General features: G+C 35.5%; 20 protein-coding genes. All 20 read left to right on the forward strand.

The genetic code is table 11. The features are described from left to right. The first annotated feature begins 1 nt into the window (after position 1). The 20 genes from BN986_RS14285 to BN986_RS14375 all read left to right on the forward strand — a co-directional run bounded on the left by BN986_RS14285 (position 2) and on the right by BN986_RS14375 (position 17,532). Positions 2 to 1,471, forward strand: a complete 1,470-nt coding sequence (locus BN986_RS14285) for an MDR family MFS transporter (RefSeq protein WP_074435683.1) — start codon at positions 2 to 4, stop codon at positions 1,469 to 1,471. Positions 1,472 to 1,553: 82 nt separating this feature from the next. After that, positions 1,554 to 2,213: a Rossmann-fold NAD(P)-binding domain-containing protein gene (locus tag BN986_RS14290; protein WP_052400812.1), complete on the forward strand. Its 660-nt coding sequence runs from the start codon at positions 1,554 to 1,556 to the stop codon at positions 2,211 to 2,213. A gap of 74 nt (positions 2,214 to 2,287) precedes the next feature. Next, positions 2,288 to 2,782 carry a GNAT family N-acetyltransferase gene (locus BN986_RS14295; protein WP_040981270.1) on the forward strand — a complete coding sequence of 165 codons (495 nt, stop codon included), beginning with the start codon at positions 2,288 to 2,290 and terminating at the stop codon, positions 2,780 to 2,782. A 259-nt stretch (positions 2,783 to 3,041) separates the two neighbouring features. Then, positions 3,042 to 3,713, forward strand: coding sequence for a response regulator transcription factor (locus BN986_RS14300; RefSeq protein ID WP_040981272.1), 672 nt, complete (start codon positions 3,042 to 3,044; stop codon positions 3,711 to 3,713). A 1-nt stretch (position 3,714) separates the two neighbouring features. Next, positions 3,715 to 4,701 carry a sensor histidine kinase gene (locus BN986_RS14305; RefSeq protein WP_040981274.1) on the forward strand — a complete coding sequence of 329 codons (987 nt, stop codon included), beginning with the start codon at positions 3,715 to 3,717 and terminating at the stop codon, positions 4,699 to 4,701. A gap of 123 nt (positions 4,702 to 4,824) precedes the next feature. After that, positions 4,825 to 5,592, forward strand: a complete 768-nt coding sequence (locus tag BN986_RS14310; RefSeq protein ID WP_040981276.1) for an ABC transporter ATP-binding protein — start codon at positions 4,825 to 4,827, stop codon at positions 5,590 to 5,592. After that, positions 5,585 to 7,600 carry an ABC transporter permease gene (locus tag BN986_RS14315; protein ID WP_040981278.1) on the forward strand — a complete coding sequence of 672 codons (2,016 nt, stop codon included), beginning with the start codon at positions 5,585 to 5,587 and terminating at the stop codon, positions 7,598 to 7,600. The genes BN986_RS14310 and BN986_RS14315 overlap by 8 nt, the downstream gene beginning before the upstream one ends. Before the next feature lie 33 nt (positions 7,601 to 7,633). Further along, positions 7,634 to 7,918, forward strand: a complete 285-nt coding sequence (locus tag BN986_RS14320) for a hypothetical protein (protein ID WP_040981280.1) — start codon at positions 7,634 to 7,636, stop codon at positions 7,916 to 7,918. Between the two features lie 51 nt (positions 7,919 to 7,969). Further along, entirely contained in the window at positions 7,970 to 8,647 is a 678-nt protein-coding gene (locus BN986_RS14325) for a sensor histidine kinase (protein WP_052400813.1), read from the forward strand. Positions 8,648 to 8,683: 36 nt separating this feature from the next. Further along, entirely contained in the window at positions 8,684 to 9,088 is a 405-nt protein-coding gene (locus tag BN986_RS25785; RefSeq protein WP_052400814.1) for a hypothetical protein, read from the forward strand. Positions 9,089 to 9,343: 255 nt separating this feature from the next. Continuing rightward, positions 9,344 to 9,505 carry a hypothetical protein gene (locus tag BN986_RS27390; RefSeq protein ID WP_187378566.1) on the forward strand — a complete coding sequence of 54 codons (162 nt, stop codon included), beginning with the start codon at positions 9,344 to 9,346 and terminating at the stop codon, positions 9,503 to 9,505. A 439-nt stretch (positions 9,506 to 9,944) separates the two neighbouring features. Next, positions 9,945 to 10,838: a helix-turn-helix transcriptional regulator gene (locus BN986_RS14335; protein ID WP_040981282.1), complete on the forward strand. Its 894-nt coding sequence runs from the start codon at positions 9,945 to 9,947 to the stop codon at positions 10,836 to 10,838. A gap of 233 nt (positions 10,839 to 11,071) precedes the next feature. Then, positions 11,072 to 11,521, forward strand: a complete 450-nt coding sequence (locus BN986_RS14340) for a VOC family protein (RefSeq protein WP_040981284.1) — start codon at positions 11,072 to 11,074, stop codon at positions 11,519 to 11,521. Positions 11,522 to 11,665: 144 nt separating this feature from the next. Next, positions 11,666 to 12,487 (forward strand): NAD(P)H-binding protein, encoded by an 822-nt coding sequence (locus BN986_RS14345; RefSeq protein WP_040981286.1) that lies wholly within the window; start codon positions 11,666 to 11,668, stop codon positions 12,485 to 12,487. Positions 12,488 to 12,576: 89 nt separating this feature from the next. Then, complete coding sequence (locus tag BN986_RS14350; RefSeq protein ID WP_040981288.1) at positions 12,577 to 13,524, forward strand: daunorubicin resistance protein DrrA family ABC transporter ATP-binding protein; 948 nt, start codon at positions 12,577 to 12,579, stop codon at positions 13,522 to 13,524. Beyond that, on the forward strand, positions 13,524 to 14,339 hold the full coding sequence (locus BN986_RS14355; RefSeq protein ID WP_040981290.1) for an ABC transporter permease: 816 nt from the start codon (positions 13,524 to 13,526) through the stop codon (positions 14,337 to 14,339). The genes BN986_RS14350 and BN986_RS14355 overlap by 1 nt, the downstream gene beginning before the upstream one ends. A gap of 392 nt (positions 14,340 to 14,731) precedes the next feature. Next, positions 14,732 to 15,115: an OsmC family protein gene (locus BN986_RS14360; RefSeq protein WP_040981292.1), complete on the forward strand. Its 384-nt coding sequence runs from the start codon at positions 14,732 to 14,734 to the stop codon at positions 15,113 to 15,115. A gap of 393 nt (positions 15,116 to 15,508) precedes the next feature. Next, positions 15,509 to 16,165 (forward strand): hypothetical protein, encoded by a 657-nt coding sequence (locus BN986_RS27395; protein ID WP_040981294.1) that lies wholly within the window; start codon positions 15,509 to 15,511, stop codon positions 16,163 to 16,165. Next, on the forward strand, positions 16,152 to 16,910 hold the full coding sequence (locus tag BN986_RS14370) for a cytochrome c biogenesis CcdA family protein (RefSeq protein ID WP_040981297.1): 759 nt from the start codon (positions 16,152 to 16,154) through the stop codon (positions 16,908 to 16,910). Before BN986_RS27395 ends, BN986_RS14370 begins: the two co-directional genes overlap by 14 nt. Before the next feature lie 13 nt (positions 16,911 to 16,923). Then, on the forward strand, positions 16,924 to 17,532 hold the full coding sequence (locus BN986_RS14375; RefSeq protein ID WP_040981299.1) for a peroxiredoxin family protein: 609 nt from the start codon (positions 16,924 to 16,926) through the stop codon (positions 17,530 to 17,532). Positions 17,533 to 17,563 lie beyond the last annotated feature (31 nt).

A 17,563-nucleotide genomic window follows, 5' to 3' on the forward strand; every position in this document is an offset into this window, starting at 1 on the left:
AATGACGAGTCAACATACCAATGGGAAATATGAGTATTTAGCAGAAAATCCAAATTTCAAATCAATGCCTATTATTATCTCATTAATTATTGGTGCGTTTTTTGCAGTTTTGAATGAAACCTTATTAAACATTGCATTAACCACATTAATGAGTGAATTTCAAATTACACTCCCCACAGTTCAGTGGATGGCAACCGGTTTTATGTTGGTGATGGGGATTATCATTCCGGCGTCAGCTATGCTAATGCAATGGTTTTCAACACGTCAATTATTTATAGGAACGATGATCATTTTTACAATCGGAACAAGTATCTGTGCGATTGCGCCGAATTTTTCTATTTTGTTGGTTGGTCGTTTAATTCAAGCGGCTGGAACAGGTCTGTTACTCCCGATTATATCTAATGTGTTTTTATTAATATTTCCTCCTGAACGCCGTGGAAAGGTGATGGGATTTATGGGGCTCGTTCTTCTATTTGCTCCAGCTATCGGCCCGACACTTTCAGGAATTATTGTTGAACACTTAGGCTGGCGGTATTTATTTATCGTTGTCATTCCTTTTGCGTTAATTTCTATTTTTCTTGCATATAAATACGTAGTTAACGTATTTGAAGTGACGAAGCCTAAAATAGATATCATCTCACTTGTTTACTCAACAATTGGATTTGGCGGAACAGTATATGGGTTTAGTTCTGCAGGAGATTTAGAAAATGGATTTCTAGATCCTGCTGCTTATATTCCTATTGTGATTGGGCTAATCGCACTGTTATTATTCACATTGAGGCAGTTTAAACTGGATGAACCAATCATGAACCTAAGAGCATTTGCTTTTCCAATGTTTACTCATGGGATCATCTTAGTTTTGTTTGTTCTTATGGCCATGTTTGCATCTGAAATTATATTGCCGCTATATATGCAGGGACCTTTAGAATTATCTCCATCAACAGCCGGTCTGGTTTTATTACCAGGAAGCATACTTAGCGGACTAATGTCTCCGGTAATGGGGGCTTTGTTTGATAAATTTGGACCTAAGGTAATGATGATTCCCGCTACGCTGATATTAAGTGGAACCATGTTTATGATGAGCAGCAGATTAAGTATGGATACGCCTTTATGGTTTGTGAAAATAGGCTTTACATTACTAATGGTCTCCGTATCTGCTATTATGATGCCGGCACAAACGAATGCATTAAACCAATTACCTAAACAGCTGTATCCTCATGGAACTGCTATCGTGACCACGTTACAGCCTGTTGCAGGAGCAATTGGAGTATCAATATTTGTTAGTATTATGAGTGCAAGACAAGAGAATATATTGAATCAATCAGCAACTCCGACAGATCCAACTTCTATTAACGAAGCCATGATTGGTGGTATGGAACTGGTATACTTTATCGCGTTTATCATGGCGGTCATCGCATTTATCTTGTCTCTATTTGTATATCGAGCTAAAACAAGAGAAATGAAAGAATAGGCGACATATACAAGAAAAAAAGCTATCTGTAATAATGGATAGCTCATCTATTACAGATGTTTGTAACGCAGGAGTACAATTCGTGGATAAGACGTATTATTCTAAGGAAGGGTTTGAAGAAACATTTGCAGTGAATCATTTGAGCCATTTTCTACTGGTGAACTTATTGCTTGATAGAATGACTAAAGACGGAAGAATTGCTTTTGTCAGCAGCGGGACGCATGATCCGAAGAAGAAAGCCGGCATGCCCGAACCTGTCTATAAAAATGAAAAAATATTAGCTTATCCTGAAGAAAACTATACGAACGATAAAAAAGGATTAGCAGGGAGGAGAAGATATACTACCTCAAAATTATGCAATATATATTGCATGTATGAACTAGTTGATCGATTAAACCAAATGAGTGCTAAGAATATAACAGTAAATGCTTTCGATCCTGGGTTAATGCCTGAAACAGGGCTTGCCAGAACCTATCACCCTATTTCAAGATTTGTATTAAAATATTTTCTGGGTTTATTTGTTATTTTTCCTGCAAATATAAATAGCGTTGCTAAATCTGGTAAGACTTTAGCTTCATTAGTAACGGACAATCAATTAAAGCATGTTACTGGAAGGTACTTTGAGGGTAAAAAGGAAATGAAAACTTCTGCGCTTTCCTATAACAAAGAAAATCAAAAAAATCTATGGAATGTAAGTGTAGAGCTGTCACAACTTCAAAAGGATGAATCTGTTTTACTTTAAAGAACACCGGCAACAATTATTGAAAATCATTTGTTATCATCATTATAAACATGCAATTCAGGGAGATGAACATCATGAAATTTATAACATGCCAAACACTTGACATAAATAAATTACAACAGATTAGCAAATTAACATATAAACAAGCTTTTAATAACATACTAGGTGAAGCTAATGTTAATGAGTATGTAAATAGCACATACAGCAAAGATAATTTGATGAGAGAATTAAACGACCCTAACTATCATTTTCTTTTTATCCAAAATAAGGATGAAGTTATTGGATACGGAATGTATACGATCCACACGGACTTTTTAAAAATAGAACGCGTATATATTTTAAACCAATATAAAGGCTTGGGCGCTGGTTCCAAATTTATGCGATATGTCGAGAACACTGCTAAAGAAATGAAAAAAGATGTTTTGTGTTTGGAAGTCTTAGCTGATAATAAAAAAGCGATAGGTATTTATGAGAAAAAAGGATTTCGTTCATCCTCGGAACAAATTATTATGATTGGGCAAAAGGAATGTCCTTTATTATCAATGGAGAAAGAACTACATTATGATTAATTTTTTACTCAATCCAGCTGGACAGTATTTTCAGTTGGATTTATTATAGTTAAAAAACATTGGTTATGCTTGAGATTCCAGAAAACTGTTAGCGAGGAGCTAAAAAACGCACATCATCACATCATGGTAAGATAAAATTGGTTTCCCGACTACTTATTTAAAAAAATTCACTCCTAAGATTCTTGGGATAATTGATTACAAAAAAATATATATTACAAAAGTAAAAATAACTAAACGCTAATCGGAAGGGGCTGATACGTTGAAAATCTTTATCGTAGAAGATGACTCAATCATATCTAAAAAGATAAAAGAACACTTAGAAAAATGGGGTTATGAAGGAGCTGTAGTACAAGATTTTCAGAATGTTCTTTCTGAAATGATTGCTTTCGATCCGCAATTGGTGCTGATGGATATTTCACTTCCTTTTTTCAATGGCTATTACTGGTGCGGGGAAATACGGAAGGTGTCGAAAATGCCAATCATTTTTATTTCCTCCGCTTCGGATAATCTAAATATCGTCCGTGCCGTTGAAATGGGAGCGGATGATTATATAACCAAGCCTTTTGATTTGGAAGTGCTGATGGCCAAGATACAGGCGATTCTCCGCCGGACCTATGATTTTAGTGGAACTAGCAATTTAATGGAGCATCGAGGGTTAATTTTTAATGTAAATAATTTTACCATTTCGATGGAGGATAAAACTGCGGAATTAACGAAGAATGAAGCTAAAATCTTTCAGAAGCTCCTGGAAAATAGAGGGGAAATCATCAAACGGGATGAATTGATGATGACTTTGTGGGAATCAGACAGCTTTGTAGATGATAGCGCACTGTATACAAACGTGAACCGCTTGAGAAAGAAATTGGATCAAATGGGATTGGAACATTTTATTACCACAAAAAAAGGCGAAGGATATATCATCGAGGGATAATATGAAAATCTTTTTAACATATTTGAATAATTATAAAATACCGATTGCGTTATGGATTTTGTTTGGCTTGATAAACATATTTATTGGTTATTTATATCAGGTGCCGTTCGAACGCTCTCTTCTTTGGCTGGCAGTATGCGGGTTTATTGGAATTGCAGCCGCTGGTTTTCATTTTTATAACTATTACAGCAGACACAAGAATCTGACCTTTCATCAAAAACAAACGCATATGGAGGTACAGCAATTACCGCTGCCAGGTAATTTAATAGAAAGTGATTATCAGGATTTACTGGAAAAATTGAGCGCAGCACATTCTCAGCTGGAAAATACTAAAGCACAAAACGAGCAGGAGATCTTAGATTATTTCACCATGTGGGTCCATCAGATAAAAATACCGATTTCGGCCCTTCATTTAATTCTTCAAGATGAAGACAGTGAAGTGACGGAAGAAATGAAGGAACAGTTATTCAAAATTGATCAATACGTCGAATTGATATTACAGTATGTACGCTTAGGAAATACTTCGACTGACTATCATTTTCAAAAGGTGAATTTGGATACGATTATTCGTGAAAGCCTCAAAAAATATGCTTCTGTCTTTATTCGGAAAAAACTTCCTGTCCGTTATGACAAAATAGATAAGCGTATCGTTACCGATTCAAAATGGCTGAGCTTTGTGCTCGAACAAATTTTATCTAATGCGTTGAAATATACAAATGAAGGGTCCATCTCTATTTACTTAGATGAAAATGCTGTCGTGATAGAGGATACAGGCATCGGTATTCGCTCAGAAGATATCCCCCGTGTAGCAGAAAGAAATTTCACAGGATTTACAGGCCGCGAGCATAAGAGCGCCAGTGGAATTGGACTTCATCTTTCCAAGCAAATCCTGGCGAAATTGGGGCATCAAATAAAAATTGAATCGGAGCCTAAAAAAGGAACGAAGGTTTTTATCGTGTTTGACGATAAACAAATGACAACAGAATAGCCAATCTAACAAAAATGTTAGAAACAAAGGAGAAATGTCAGATAGAACTGTAGATTGACATTTCTCTTTTTTGCTATTCTTTACGTATCAACAAGAAAGTTGTTGGAAGAAAGGAGATTTACGATGACACTTTTACAAGTTCAACATTTAAGAAAGGTCTATACAACCAGGTTTGGAGGAAATCAAGTAGAAGCACTCTCTGATGTCTCTTTCAGTGTGGACGCAGGAGATTATATAGCAATTATGGGAGAATCAGGCTCCGGTAAAACAACGTTATTAAATATTCTGGCGGCATTGGATAAACCAACACGCGGAAATGTATTGCTGAACCGGAAAAATATTGTTCAGATACCTGAAAAAGAAATTTCTGCATTCCGACGTAATAATCTCGGATTTGTATTTCAGGATTTCAACCTATTGGATACTTTCTCAATTCAGGATAATATCTTTGTTCCACTGGTTTTATCCGGAAAAAAGCATAAAGAAATGGAACAGAAACTAATGCCGATAGCAAAGAAACTTGGTATCGAGCATATCTTGACTAAATTCCCGTATGAAGTATCAGGCGGCCAAAAGCAAAGAGCGGCAGTTGCCAGAGCATTGATTGCCGGTCCGGAATTAATATTGGCAGATGAGCCGACGGGCGCTCTGGATTCAAAATCTACAGATGAATTGCTGGAGCATTTCGGACAAATTAATAAAGAGGGACAAACGATTTTGATGGTAACGCATAGTATTAAGGCAGCAAGTCACGCGAAACGCGTATTGTTTATTAAAGACGGAAATGTCTTCCATGAGTTGTATAAAGGAGATACATCCAATGAAGAAATGTTTCAAAAAGTCTCTCATACACTTGCTGTTTTAGCTGCAAGGGAGGATGGAAATGGGTAATGGCTTCTATTTAAAAATGGCGGCAGACAGTATACGTAAAAATGGCAAAATGTATTTTCCATTTATCATTTCCTGTATCAGCACAATTATGATGACATATATCATCCAGGCATTATCCACCAACCCGGGCCTTTCGGAAATTCCGGGCGGGGAGAACTTAAAAACGATTCTTTCTATGGGATATTTTGTATTGATTTTATTTTCTACGATTTTTCTATTTTATATGAACAGCTTTTTAATGAAAAATAGAAAAAGGGAATTTGGTGTATACAATATCTTAGGTATGGATAAAAAGCATATTATGAAAATGCTCGCTTACGAAACCTTTTATATTGCTGTATTCAGCATGATCGTTGGATTCGTTGCTGGCACAATCCTTAATAAAGTTTGTGTATTATTGATTCGCCAAATGATGGGGGCGGATGTAGCTCTTGGGTCTGAGTTTTCATCCGAAGCTGTTATATGGACACTGATTTTCTTTAGCATCATTTTTCTATTGATTTTATTGGGGAACATCTCTCAAATTCGATTAGCAAACCCGATAGAGCTTTTAAAAAGCGGAAATGTCGGAGAGAAAGAGCCGAAAACCAAAATCTTCTTTTCGATTCTCGGTGTTTTATTAACAGGATGGGGCTATTATATTGTGTTAACCCTACAATCTCCCATTAGTGGTATGCCTTATGCTTTCCTTGCAGCAGTATTGATTATTGCAGGTACTTATCTCTTATTTACCACTGGAAGTATTGCTGTACTCAAAATTTTAAAAAATAATAAAAACTATTACTATCAGACCAACCATTTTATCCCTGTTTCCGGCATGCTTTACCGGATGAAAAAGAATGCAGTAGGTCTTGGGAATATTACCATTTTATCTGTCGGTGTGATTCTTTTACTATCGATCGCGGTTTCCTTATATATCGTATCTGAGAGTGATGATGCAACCTATTCAGGTAATGTGATTTCAGAGGTAAGGTTATCAGAGGATGCAGATGAAACAGGGGAAGAAATCAAAGCAAAATTAAGTGAGCTAATTGATCAAACAGCTTCTGAAACCAATAATACCGTTACCGGTTCGTCTTCTTACACCTATCTTAATTTAGTGACGCTTGCTGCGAGTGATGGTTTTAAAGTCACAAAAGATGCCTATTCCATGTTAGCGAATGAGAGTCCGGTCAGTTTATATATGACTGATCAGGAAAGCTATAATCAGTTAACCGGAGATAACATATCGCTTGATGAAAATGAAGTATATGTACATGGAACAGGTGATGAATATACAAATGAAACCCTTTCGCTGATGGATTTTCAATTTTCCGCCACTGTCATGGAAGATATGAAAGAATTTTCTATAGACAATGAAACAACAAGTTTAATTAGTGACACCTATTACATGATTGTTGATGATATAGAAACCCTTCGACAAATAGAGCAGCAGCAAAAAGAAATATTAGATGACTATGCTGCTAGCACAAACGTGTCTTCGCAAATTGGATTGGAGCAGGGAGTAAGTGAGAAGCAGGAAATAGCATTTGGTGAGCAGCTGCGATCGAATATGGAAAAGGAAGATATGGACATTGTTGTTGTAGATAGCCGAACAGAAGCAGCAAATGACTTGCAAGCCCTAAGGAGCGGTGTTTTGTTCATTGTTTTGAATTTAGCTGTCTTACTATTATTAATGACGGTACTGATTATTTATTATAAACAAACTTCTGAGGCTTATGACGATAAAGAGCGTTTTTCTATCCTGCAAAAAATCGGGTTGAATCAATCGGAAATTAAAAAAGCCATTAAATCTCAGATTTTAACCGTCTTTTTTCTCCCTGTCGTCGTAACAGGAATCCATATTTTAGCGATTTTCCTCCTCATGAGGAAATTAATGATTCTGGTCATGATTAATCAGGTGAACTTATTCCCAATCAGTGTGCTGATCGCATTTCTCGTTTTCCTGATTGTTTATGTGGTCATCTACCGAATAACGGCACGCGTTTATTACAAAATTGTTCAATAAGTTATGTTATATGTATGAAAGAGGGGACAGGTTATGCATTTAAGTCTAATGGAGCTGCTGCTTATCTTTGTTGGAGGCGTTTTGATTTTAGGAATCCAGTTTTATTTATCGACCAGAAAGAATCGATTCATGGGGCTTTTATTCCCGCTCGTATCCTTGGGGTATTCCATGTATATGTTTTTAAAATCAGATTTCTTTTCCGATATGGCATTAAGTATGAAGGCTTATATGTTCATTGCTCAAAATATTCCAGCAATTATATTGTTGGTAATTTACTTTATTTGCCGATGGAATTTGAAAAAAACCAGGGAGAGTTGAATGTTCACGTTTAGTTCAGCGTGTAAAGAATGCGGAGGGAGGGGAAATATAATGACTGGGAAACATCATCCATCTCATCATTTTCATAATAAATGGGAGCAAAGCTCGGTAGAATCTTTAAGACGTCGGGTTATTGCAAATCTTTCTCACGATTTGCGGACACCGCTCACCATTATACGTAGGCATGTTTTCAAATTGGGTAATGAATCTTTAAGTGCCGATGGGCTTACATCCTTGAAAAATATCGACCACCAAATCATGCGGCTCAATGATCTGACGGAGGATTTGCTCACGTATACCAGGATTACTTCCAGAAAATACGCCTTTCAGCCAATAAAAATGGATATGGTTTATTTGATTAGACACGCTGCAACCAATTGGTATCCATTGTTTGAAGAAGAAAACATCCACTTTGATGTAAATTTACCAGATGAGAAAACATTCTATTGGGAGGTAGATCCAAGCTGGATAACACGTGTACTTGATCATCTGTTTCATCATATTCTACGACATTCAGTAGAAGAAAATTATGTTGAAATTATGATGGAACTGCAACAAGAACGAATTATAATAACTGATAAAGGACTTGATATGGAGGATTATTCGTATGATAGCGGAGCAGACATTGGGTTTTTGATATCAAACTATATGCTCCAAAAAATGAAACTACAAGCTCTTTTTTCATTCTCTGATAATGTTGCTATTGTTGAAATATGCAAAAGTGAATGAAGGAAGAGGTTTTTAAAACATAAAGGAGTAGTACAGATGAAAAAACATTTATCAATCTTAATAGCTTTAATAACCGCTTTTATGTTACTTGTTGGTTGCAGTTCATCCGGATCAAATGATGATGAAAATTTTTTTAGTGAAATTATACGAAAAGCAGGTGATAAACTTACCAGCTTTGTTGGTGAACCCTCTTTAACAAAAGATAAATCTTTAGAAGGAGATAGATCATTTGGAGAAGATGATTATACAGGAACATATGAAGCGGTATATCAGCAGTTTTCAGGCAGAGAAAACTTATTTGGCGGCGCATCGATCGATGGAAGTGAAGGAAAAACGATTCAGATCACCTATAACGCAAACATCGAAAGCGGAGAGGCAGAAGTATTTTGGAATACCGCTGATTCAGAGAAGCAATTATTGTTTGAAGGCCAAGGAGAGTAGACAGAAAATATTAACTTACAAGGAGGCTGGGAATACCTTAGCTTAAAAGGGGATGAACTGGAAGGGGAAGTTCGGATAAAAATTGAATAAAGAGACAGAGTAAATTGCAGAAAAGTTCTTTTAAAGAGATATTTTCTTCTCTATATTGTAGAAATATGGTTAGAGACCAGAAGCTTTACAACCACTATTTGGCAATGATTATTGCCATGCTGTTACCATGTTTTGTACATACTAAAAGATAAGGAGGTGTTTGTAATGGGTAAAAAAAATAAAAAGAAGAAAAATCAACTATTTGAAGATAACAAAGGAGTTCAAGCAGTACAAAATCAATTGAATGAAAGTTATCAAAGCGGAGTGGTTGAGGATCAATTAGAAAATAATAGAGGAATTAACCATTTTAACAATAAAAGCAGATAAAACTAAAATAACTGAGGCTGGGATATAGCTAGTCACAATCAATTTAAAAATGGTTCTGGTCATTGTTTTGTGATGATCGGAACCATTTTTTGTAGATAAATTATATTATGTACCTATATACCTGCATTAGTTAATTTAAATAAAGATAAATTGAGAAGATTTGTATGCGACTAAAGAGCACAATAAATATAGATACGTTTTATGTAGCCGAAAAGAACAAATTTGATTACAAGTTAGTTTTCCGCTTTAAAAGTTAAAGATATGGTGAATATTCGCTTAACACCAAAAATTTTATAAAAAAATTTTAATCCTGACATACTAGATGTCAGGTTAGGTGAGTTATTCTTAAATTAGCCGAAATGAAAGGAGTTGGATACAATTAATCATAAGAAACAATAGAATAGATAATGGAAAAGTCTATTGACAAGGAGAGAATAAGATGAAATTTGATCGCTTACTGGGAATTACGATGGAATTATTGACGAAAAAAAGAGTAACGGCAACGGAACTGGCTTCGAGATTCGAGGTCTCCATTCGAACAATCTATCGTGATATTGAGCTGATTAATCAATCTGGTATTCCGGTTGTCTCTTTTTCTGGAACAGATGGTGGCTTTGAGATAATGGACGGTTTCTTCTTATCAAAGCAGCACTTCTCTATTGATGACTTTTCTGTTATTTACAGCCTTTTAAAAGGAATGGAGGGCGCCGTTGGAAATCGGAAGTTCACGTCTTTAGTTAATAAGCTTGGCAGCTTACAGCCCGCCCTGTTGAATGAAGAACGACAGGAGAAAATTATTTTCGATATAAGTGCCTCAGAAGCAGAAAAAGAGATACTCTTTTCCTTATTAGAAGCAATTGAGCAATCAAAAAGGATTTCGTTTGCCTATATCGACGCTTATGGTCAAATGTCGGGAAGAAAAATTGAACCTTTAAATCTTTTATGGGCGCAAGGAAATTGGTATGTGGATGGTTATTGTTTATTACGAAAAGAAAAGCGTTTATTCCGTGGTTCAAGAATCACTAAACTTGAAATGTTGGAAGAAACCTTTCAACGGAGGTTAGACCCGAAACGTCCGATTCATACAGAAGAACAAGGCTTAAAGGTTTATCTACGTTTTGATTTAACAGCACGACCGCAGGTTTTTGAACAATTTCCGGGAGCATGCACACATCATGAGGATTTTGTTGAAGTACAAACAACTTTTTATTCAAGGGAATATGCACTTTCTGTCATTTTAAGCTACGGCACTCAGGTTGAAATTATTTCTCCAGACGATTTAAAGCAGGATTTAATTGAAAAAATGAATGAGATTCGAAAAATCTATTTTTAACAGAATGGTTGTTTGACCTAAAGTAAAAAGGTTCAAAGGTATTTACTTAACAATAATGACTTCTATTAATTTGAAATTAAATAATCAAAAATATCATTAGTGTCTATAATGAATAAAATTGCCTTTTGAAACGGTCAGATTATAAAGGAAAAACCTGAATTACGAACATAGAGAGATCAATAATGGCTGACTATAACCTTATTGGTAAACCGATATAAAGGAGAAATTTGCTTATGAATAAAACACAAACACTACGGGGATTCACTACTATTAGTTATTGGGCAGATGATATGGTGGCAGCTAAAAAGTGGTACTCCGAACTTTTGAAAATAGAACCATACTTTGAACGTTCAGGTGAGGATGGAAAGATTGCTTATGTTGAATTTCGCCTCGGAGACTACCAGCACGAGCTAGGATTAATTGATCGGCGCTATGAACCAGAAGCTGCAACTCCAGGCCCTGGTGGTACTGTCATGTTTTGGCATGTTGACGATGTAGCAGTAACCCTTGAAAAGCTGCTCTCCATGGGGGCGAAAGAATATGAGGGACTTACACACCGTGAGGCGGGGTTTATCACAGCTTCCGTCATTGATCCATTTGGTAATATATTGGGTATTATGTATAACCCACATTATTTAGAGATATTAAATTCTGGAATTCAATACAGAGTAGTAGAAGAATAGTAACTATATTTATCCAAATATTTAGAATTTACATGGATGATATGCAATTATTCAACAACTGTGAATAATTTTCAAGTTACAAATATCTTATGTAAGAAAGCATGAAGCTTTTACTCAGAGGAAACGAAATAAGGAGAATGTGTAATGACAATATTAGTGACAGGTGCAACAGGAACAGTTGGAAGACATATCGTAGAACAACTCGTTAATAAAGGAGTAAAAGTCAGAGCGATATCACGCAACCCAGAGCAAGCTAATTTACCAGAAAGCGTTGATGTTGTAACAGGAAATTTGATGTCTCCAGAGACGTTAATTCCAGCATTTCAAGATGTTACCGCATTATACTTGATTACTTCCAGTGATAAAACGGATGCGACGTTGGAAACGAATCCTTATGTTGTTGAACTGGCAGAAAAAGCGGGGATTCAAAGCGTATCCTTATTAACCGTATACGGTGATGGTCCAGTAGAACAAGCGATTAAAAACAGTCTTCTTGAATGGACATTTATTCAACCCGTTGGATTTATGGCGAATGCTATTGATGACTGGCAGGAGTCGATTCGAAAGGAAGGAGTCGTTCGGAAGCTTGGTGGAGAAACACGCGGTGCCATTATCCATGAAGCTGATATTGCAGCAGTTTTTGTTGAAACACTTCTTGAGAACGGACACCAAGGAAACTTTTATACACTCACTGGTCCAGAAGCTCTTTCCACTATTGAACAAGTGGAGATCATTAGTAAATGTATTGGGAAGGAGATTAAATTTGAAGAATTAACGGAAGAAGAAGCTCGAAGTGAGTGGAAAAAGATTGGTCTCGATGAGGAAAGTATTGATTTTATGGTTCAAATGAGTAAAAACCCGCTTGAAATTGGTTATACCGTTTTACCAACAGTCGAGGAAGTAACAGGACGTCCGCCTAAAACATTTGCTGAGTGGGTTTCTGAACATAAAAGTGACTTTATATAATAGACTCTGATTTCAAATAAATTCCCTGGAATTTTTGCCAGGGCATTCTTAAAGAATCTAATACAAGAGTGGAAAAGGAGTTATCATCAATGCAATATGCCATAGAAGTGAGTAAACTTAGAAAATCGTATAAAGAGAATCAAGTGGTTCAAGGAATTAATTTGCAAATAAAAAAGGGTGAGTTGTTTGCTCTCCTTGGTCCAAACGGAGCTGGTAAAACCACCGTCATTAATATGCTGACCACTCTTTTAAAACCAGATGGAGGAACTGTTTTAATCCAAGGATTAGATGTAGTAAAAAATTCCAAAGACGTTCGGAAAAAAATAAGCCTGACAGGTCAGTTTGCTGCACTCGATGAAGAATTATCTGGTTTACAAAATTTAATTTTGATTGCTAAATTGTATGGTTACTCTAATAAAAAATCCAGTTCAATAGCAAATGAATTAATTCATTCCTTTGATTTATCGGAAGCCAAAAATCGTAAGGTAGCAAATTATTCTGGAGGTATGCGACGGCGTTTAGATATTGCAGCTAGTATTGTCACCCAACCAGAAATTATTTTTCTTGATGAGCCGACGACAGGATTAGATCCTCAGAGCCGCATGCAGGTCTGGGAAGTAGTCCGTACACTTTTGAAATCGGGTACAACGGTTCTATTAACCACACAATATTTAGAAGAAGCTGATCAGTTGGCTGATCAAATTGCTGTAATTGATAAAGGGACAATTATTGCTGAAGGGACACCAAACCAACTGAAAGCTTCGATTGGAGAGAAAACACTATCTTTCCGATTAGCCAAATCTTACGAGCCTAAAAAGATTCATGAAATTCTAGTTGAAAAACATGCTTTAAAAATAATTGAAGATGAAAATCCGCTTGTTTTCAAGATACCTGTAACAAAAACAAGACTTGCAAATGACATCATTGACACACTCTTGAATCATGCAGTTCCCATTGAAGATTTTACATTGAGCGATCCAAGTCTGGACGACGTTTTCCTAGCCTTAACAGCGTCGAAACAAGAGGAGGCTATTTAATGAAAAATTTAAACGAATCATTGGCCTACTGGAATTCATCACCTAAAAGCATAAGTGCCTTCAAAGCCACACAAACCTTTATGTGGAGAACGGTACAAAACACAAAGAATAACTTATTTGGCTATGTGATTGAAGCTGTTCTGAGCCCTGTGATTATGCTGCTTATCTTTGGTTACTTGTTCGGTGGGGCAATAGCTGGATCAACAACAAAATACATTCAATTCCTTTTACCAGGGATTCTTATTTTAACTGTTATTCCCTTGACGGTATACAGCGGAGCAAGTCTATGTTTAGACATTACAAAAGGTGTTTATAATCGATTTCGGACAATGCCTTTTTGGCAGCCGGCATCTATACTTGGACCATTAGTTACGGATGGAATCAGATATACAGTAGCATTGCTTTCTGCATTAACTACCGGTCTTATATTGGGATTTCGACCAGAAGGCGGAGTATTAGGAACAGTACTTGCTATATTATTTCTTATTTTCTTCGCATTTAGTGTAAGTTGGATTTTTTCTACGATTGGGGTTATTGCAAAACGCCCGGAATCTGTATCGGGATCGAGCATGGTCATCATTTATCCACTGATGTTTGCTAGTAATATTTTGGTAGATTCAGCTACAATGCCAAGATGGATTCAAGTTATTGTTGATCTAAATCCAATCAGTATTGCGACGACTACTGTGAGAGGGCTTATGTCTGGAACAGTTACTAGTGCTGAGATTGTTGGAGGGATGGTAATATGCGTGTTATTCATCATTGTCTTTGCTCCGTTGACTATATATCTCTACCTTTCAAAGAGTAATAAGTGAATCATAGGTGGTTTAGTGAGAACTGCTAAGAGAGAAATAAAAGCGAAAAATGAAGTGTTTTTTATGAATGTTGCTTACCTGGATAGTCTTTCTAGCTGCATATGGCAAGTATGATACTCTCAAAGTGTTGAAAGAATTTGCGAACAGTTATACGATATAGAGAAACGAATCAAGGTGAAATAGAAGAAATAATTGTAGACTAAAAAAGTTCTTTTAATATTAGAAGAATTACTGAGTGCGTTTCTTTACAGTATAGTGTATGTTAATGTCTCCTTTAATATATTAATAAGTATGATATTCTGAAAAAAACTAAGTCATATTTTTTGATTTTCATTAAATTTTCACATTGGAAAGATACCATTATATGTACGATTATGAAAGGAGATAGAATAATGTTTCAATTTCACATGAATGAAGATGGATTTCAAACATCTGTTAACTATGGAGATTTACAAGTTTCCAGTCAAGATGAAAATGGTTATCGGCCGTATGAGATGATGGTATCCTCTGTTGCTGGTTGCAGCGGGCTCGTATTAAAGAGAATATTAGAGAAAATGAGAATTCCTTTTTCCGATATTCAAGTTACTGCAAGCATGGTGCGTAATCCTGATATTGTTAATCGTATTGAAAAAATGGATTTGACATTTACCGTTATTTCGACTGATGCATCCGATAAAAAGCTAGAAAAAGCATTAGAACTAACACATAAAAATTGTGGTATGATTCAATCAGTCAAAGATAGTATTTTGATAACTGAATCCATCCATACAGCATGATTTAATCATTATTTTATTGATTACTAAAATAGTAAATCGCTATTCCATCATGTGATGTACTGAAGTAATACAAATAAATAAGTTATACTATAATAATTGAAAATAGATCATAATAACAATTTAAAAAAGAGGCTGTTGTACAATGAATGAATTTATTGTGCGACAGCCTTCTATTATTTATGCCGATTCAAGTATGATCTCAAGTTTAACCTTTTAGAAGTCAAAACGCTTTAACTATTTTTTAAGATGTTTAATAAGTTTTTTGTTGCACTTTAAGAACGTATTCAATAATAAACAATGGAGTTCTTAAAAATTTCTTAGCCTTTTCATCAAATTTTCACATTTGATGGTTAATATAGAAACGGAAAGGGTTTGGAATGGAGGAATACCTGAATGGCAATAACAAGTAAACTCATTGCGATAGGGATTGTTGCTGTCAGTTTTTTGGTAGGATGTCTTTCCTTTTACATCATGAGTCATCTACCTGCAAAAGCGAAGAAAAAATATATGGCAGAAATTATATCCCAACTAATTAATTTTATCCTCTTTATGTGGGCAGGGAAAATTGTTTTAAATCTATCCAGCTTCTTATCTGACCCATTAACAATATTGGCATATCCTGCTAATTCAACAGCTTTTTATATTGCAGTGTTTGCAAGTATTCTTTTGCTGATCTATAAGGATAAGCAAAAGAAATTAGATATGAGTCCATTCATAGATTCTTTTGTGCATGTATTTTTAGTTGCTTCTTTCTTATATGAATTTCTAGAAATTATTTTGAAAAATAGTATGTTTGCATTTGGATATCTGTTACTGCTTTCTGTTCTAATGTTCTTATACTTTTTCCTGCGGGAACGAATTCAAATAAAATTATTATTGTTGATTATCCTAAGCAGCTGGTCGCTCGGAATAATCATTTTATCTTTTATTCAGCCGTTCGTAACCGTTTTTGGTTATATGATGGAACCATGGTTTATCAGTATCTTTTTTATTATCGTTTTAGTAATCTCCAATTTAAAAAGGGAGGGGGTAAATAATGAGTATGATTGAAGCAGATACAATGCTGCTTACTGGTATGTTTTTAGCAATGGGAGCAGGAGTGTTATCTTTTTTATCTCCCTGTGTATTACCGATTTTTCCAGCCTATATGTCATACATAACAGGAATTAGTGTGAAAGAGTTACAAGGAAATAAGAATGTTCAAATTCTTCGTCAACTATTTGCCCATTCTTTGCTCTTTTTGTTAGGAGTTTCTCTGGTGTTCATTAGTTTGGGAGCAGGAGCTTCTCTTTTGGGGCAATGGGTACAGAACTTGCTGTTCGGAGACTCAGGGTTGTTTATTCAAAGAATAGCAGGAATTTTTATTATCATTATGGGTTTATTTATAGCAGGTTGGATAAATATCCCTTTTATGATGAGGGAACATCGTTTTCACTCAACAAAAAAACAAGCTGGATATTTAGGAACTTTTTTTGTAGGATTAGGTTTTGCTGCCGGTTGGACACCATGTATTGGTCCAATTTTTGGATCTATATTATTTTTAGCCGCAAGTAATCCTGGACAAGGAATATTCTACACTTTTTTATATGTTATCGGTTTTGCGATACCATTTTTAGTTCTAACATTGTTTATAGGAAAAACCAGATGGATTGTCCGGCATAGTAATATCATTATGAAAGTTGGGGCAGTAATGATGATTATCATGGGTGTCGTTTTGTTCTTTGGATGGATGCCTTTTATTTCAGGGTTTTTGCTTGATTTGGTAGATGATACGTGGTTATCAAAGTTAGGCTAAGGAGGACATTGCAATGAAAAAATGGATTTTTGCTATTATCATAGTTGGAATGATTGGATGGGCACTGTATGATTTTATAGACTCTAATAGGCAATCTACAGATGAATTTGTACCTGTAGAAGATGAAAGTAGTTTAGAGGAGGATGTTAGAGAGCAATTAGATTCTGGAGAAAATAACAATGTGTCGGAAAATAAGGAAGTTGGTCTTGAAGAGGGAAATATTGCTCCTGATTTTGAACTTCAGACTTTAGATGGTGAAACAGCGAAGTTATCTGATTTTCGTGGAGAAAAAGTGATGATTAACTTTTGGGCCACATGGTGTCCTCCATGTAGAGCAGAAATGCCCGACATGGAAGAGTTTTATCAAGATAAAGATATAGTTATTTTAGCAGTTAATTTAACAGAAACAGAGAACGATTTGCAGCAGGTAGAGAGTTTTATTAATGAATATAAGTTAACTTTTCCAATTTTATTAGATGAGGAGATAAAGGTTGCGGAACAATACATGATTCAACCCATACCTACATCGTATATGATAGACTCAAATGGAGTAGTTTCATTTAAAGCATTTGGTTCTTTAAATTATGATTTCATGGTTCAGGAGTTTGAGAAAATGGAGTAATCTTCTTATAAAATAGTGGAAGGAATGAATG

The sequence above is a fragment of the Oceanobacillus jeddahensis genome, assembly GCF_000750635.1.
GTDB classification, from domain to species: Bacteria; Bacillota; Bacilli; order Bacillales; family Amphibacillaceae; genus Oceanobacillus; species Oceanobacillus jeddahense.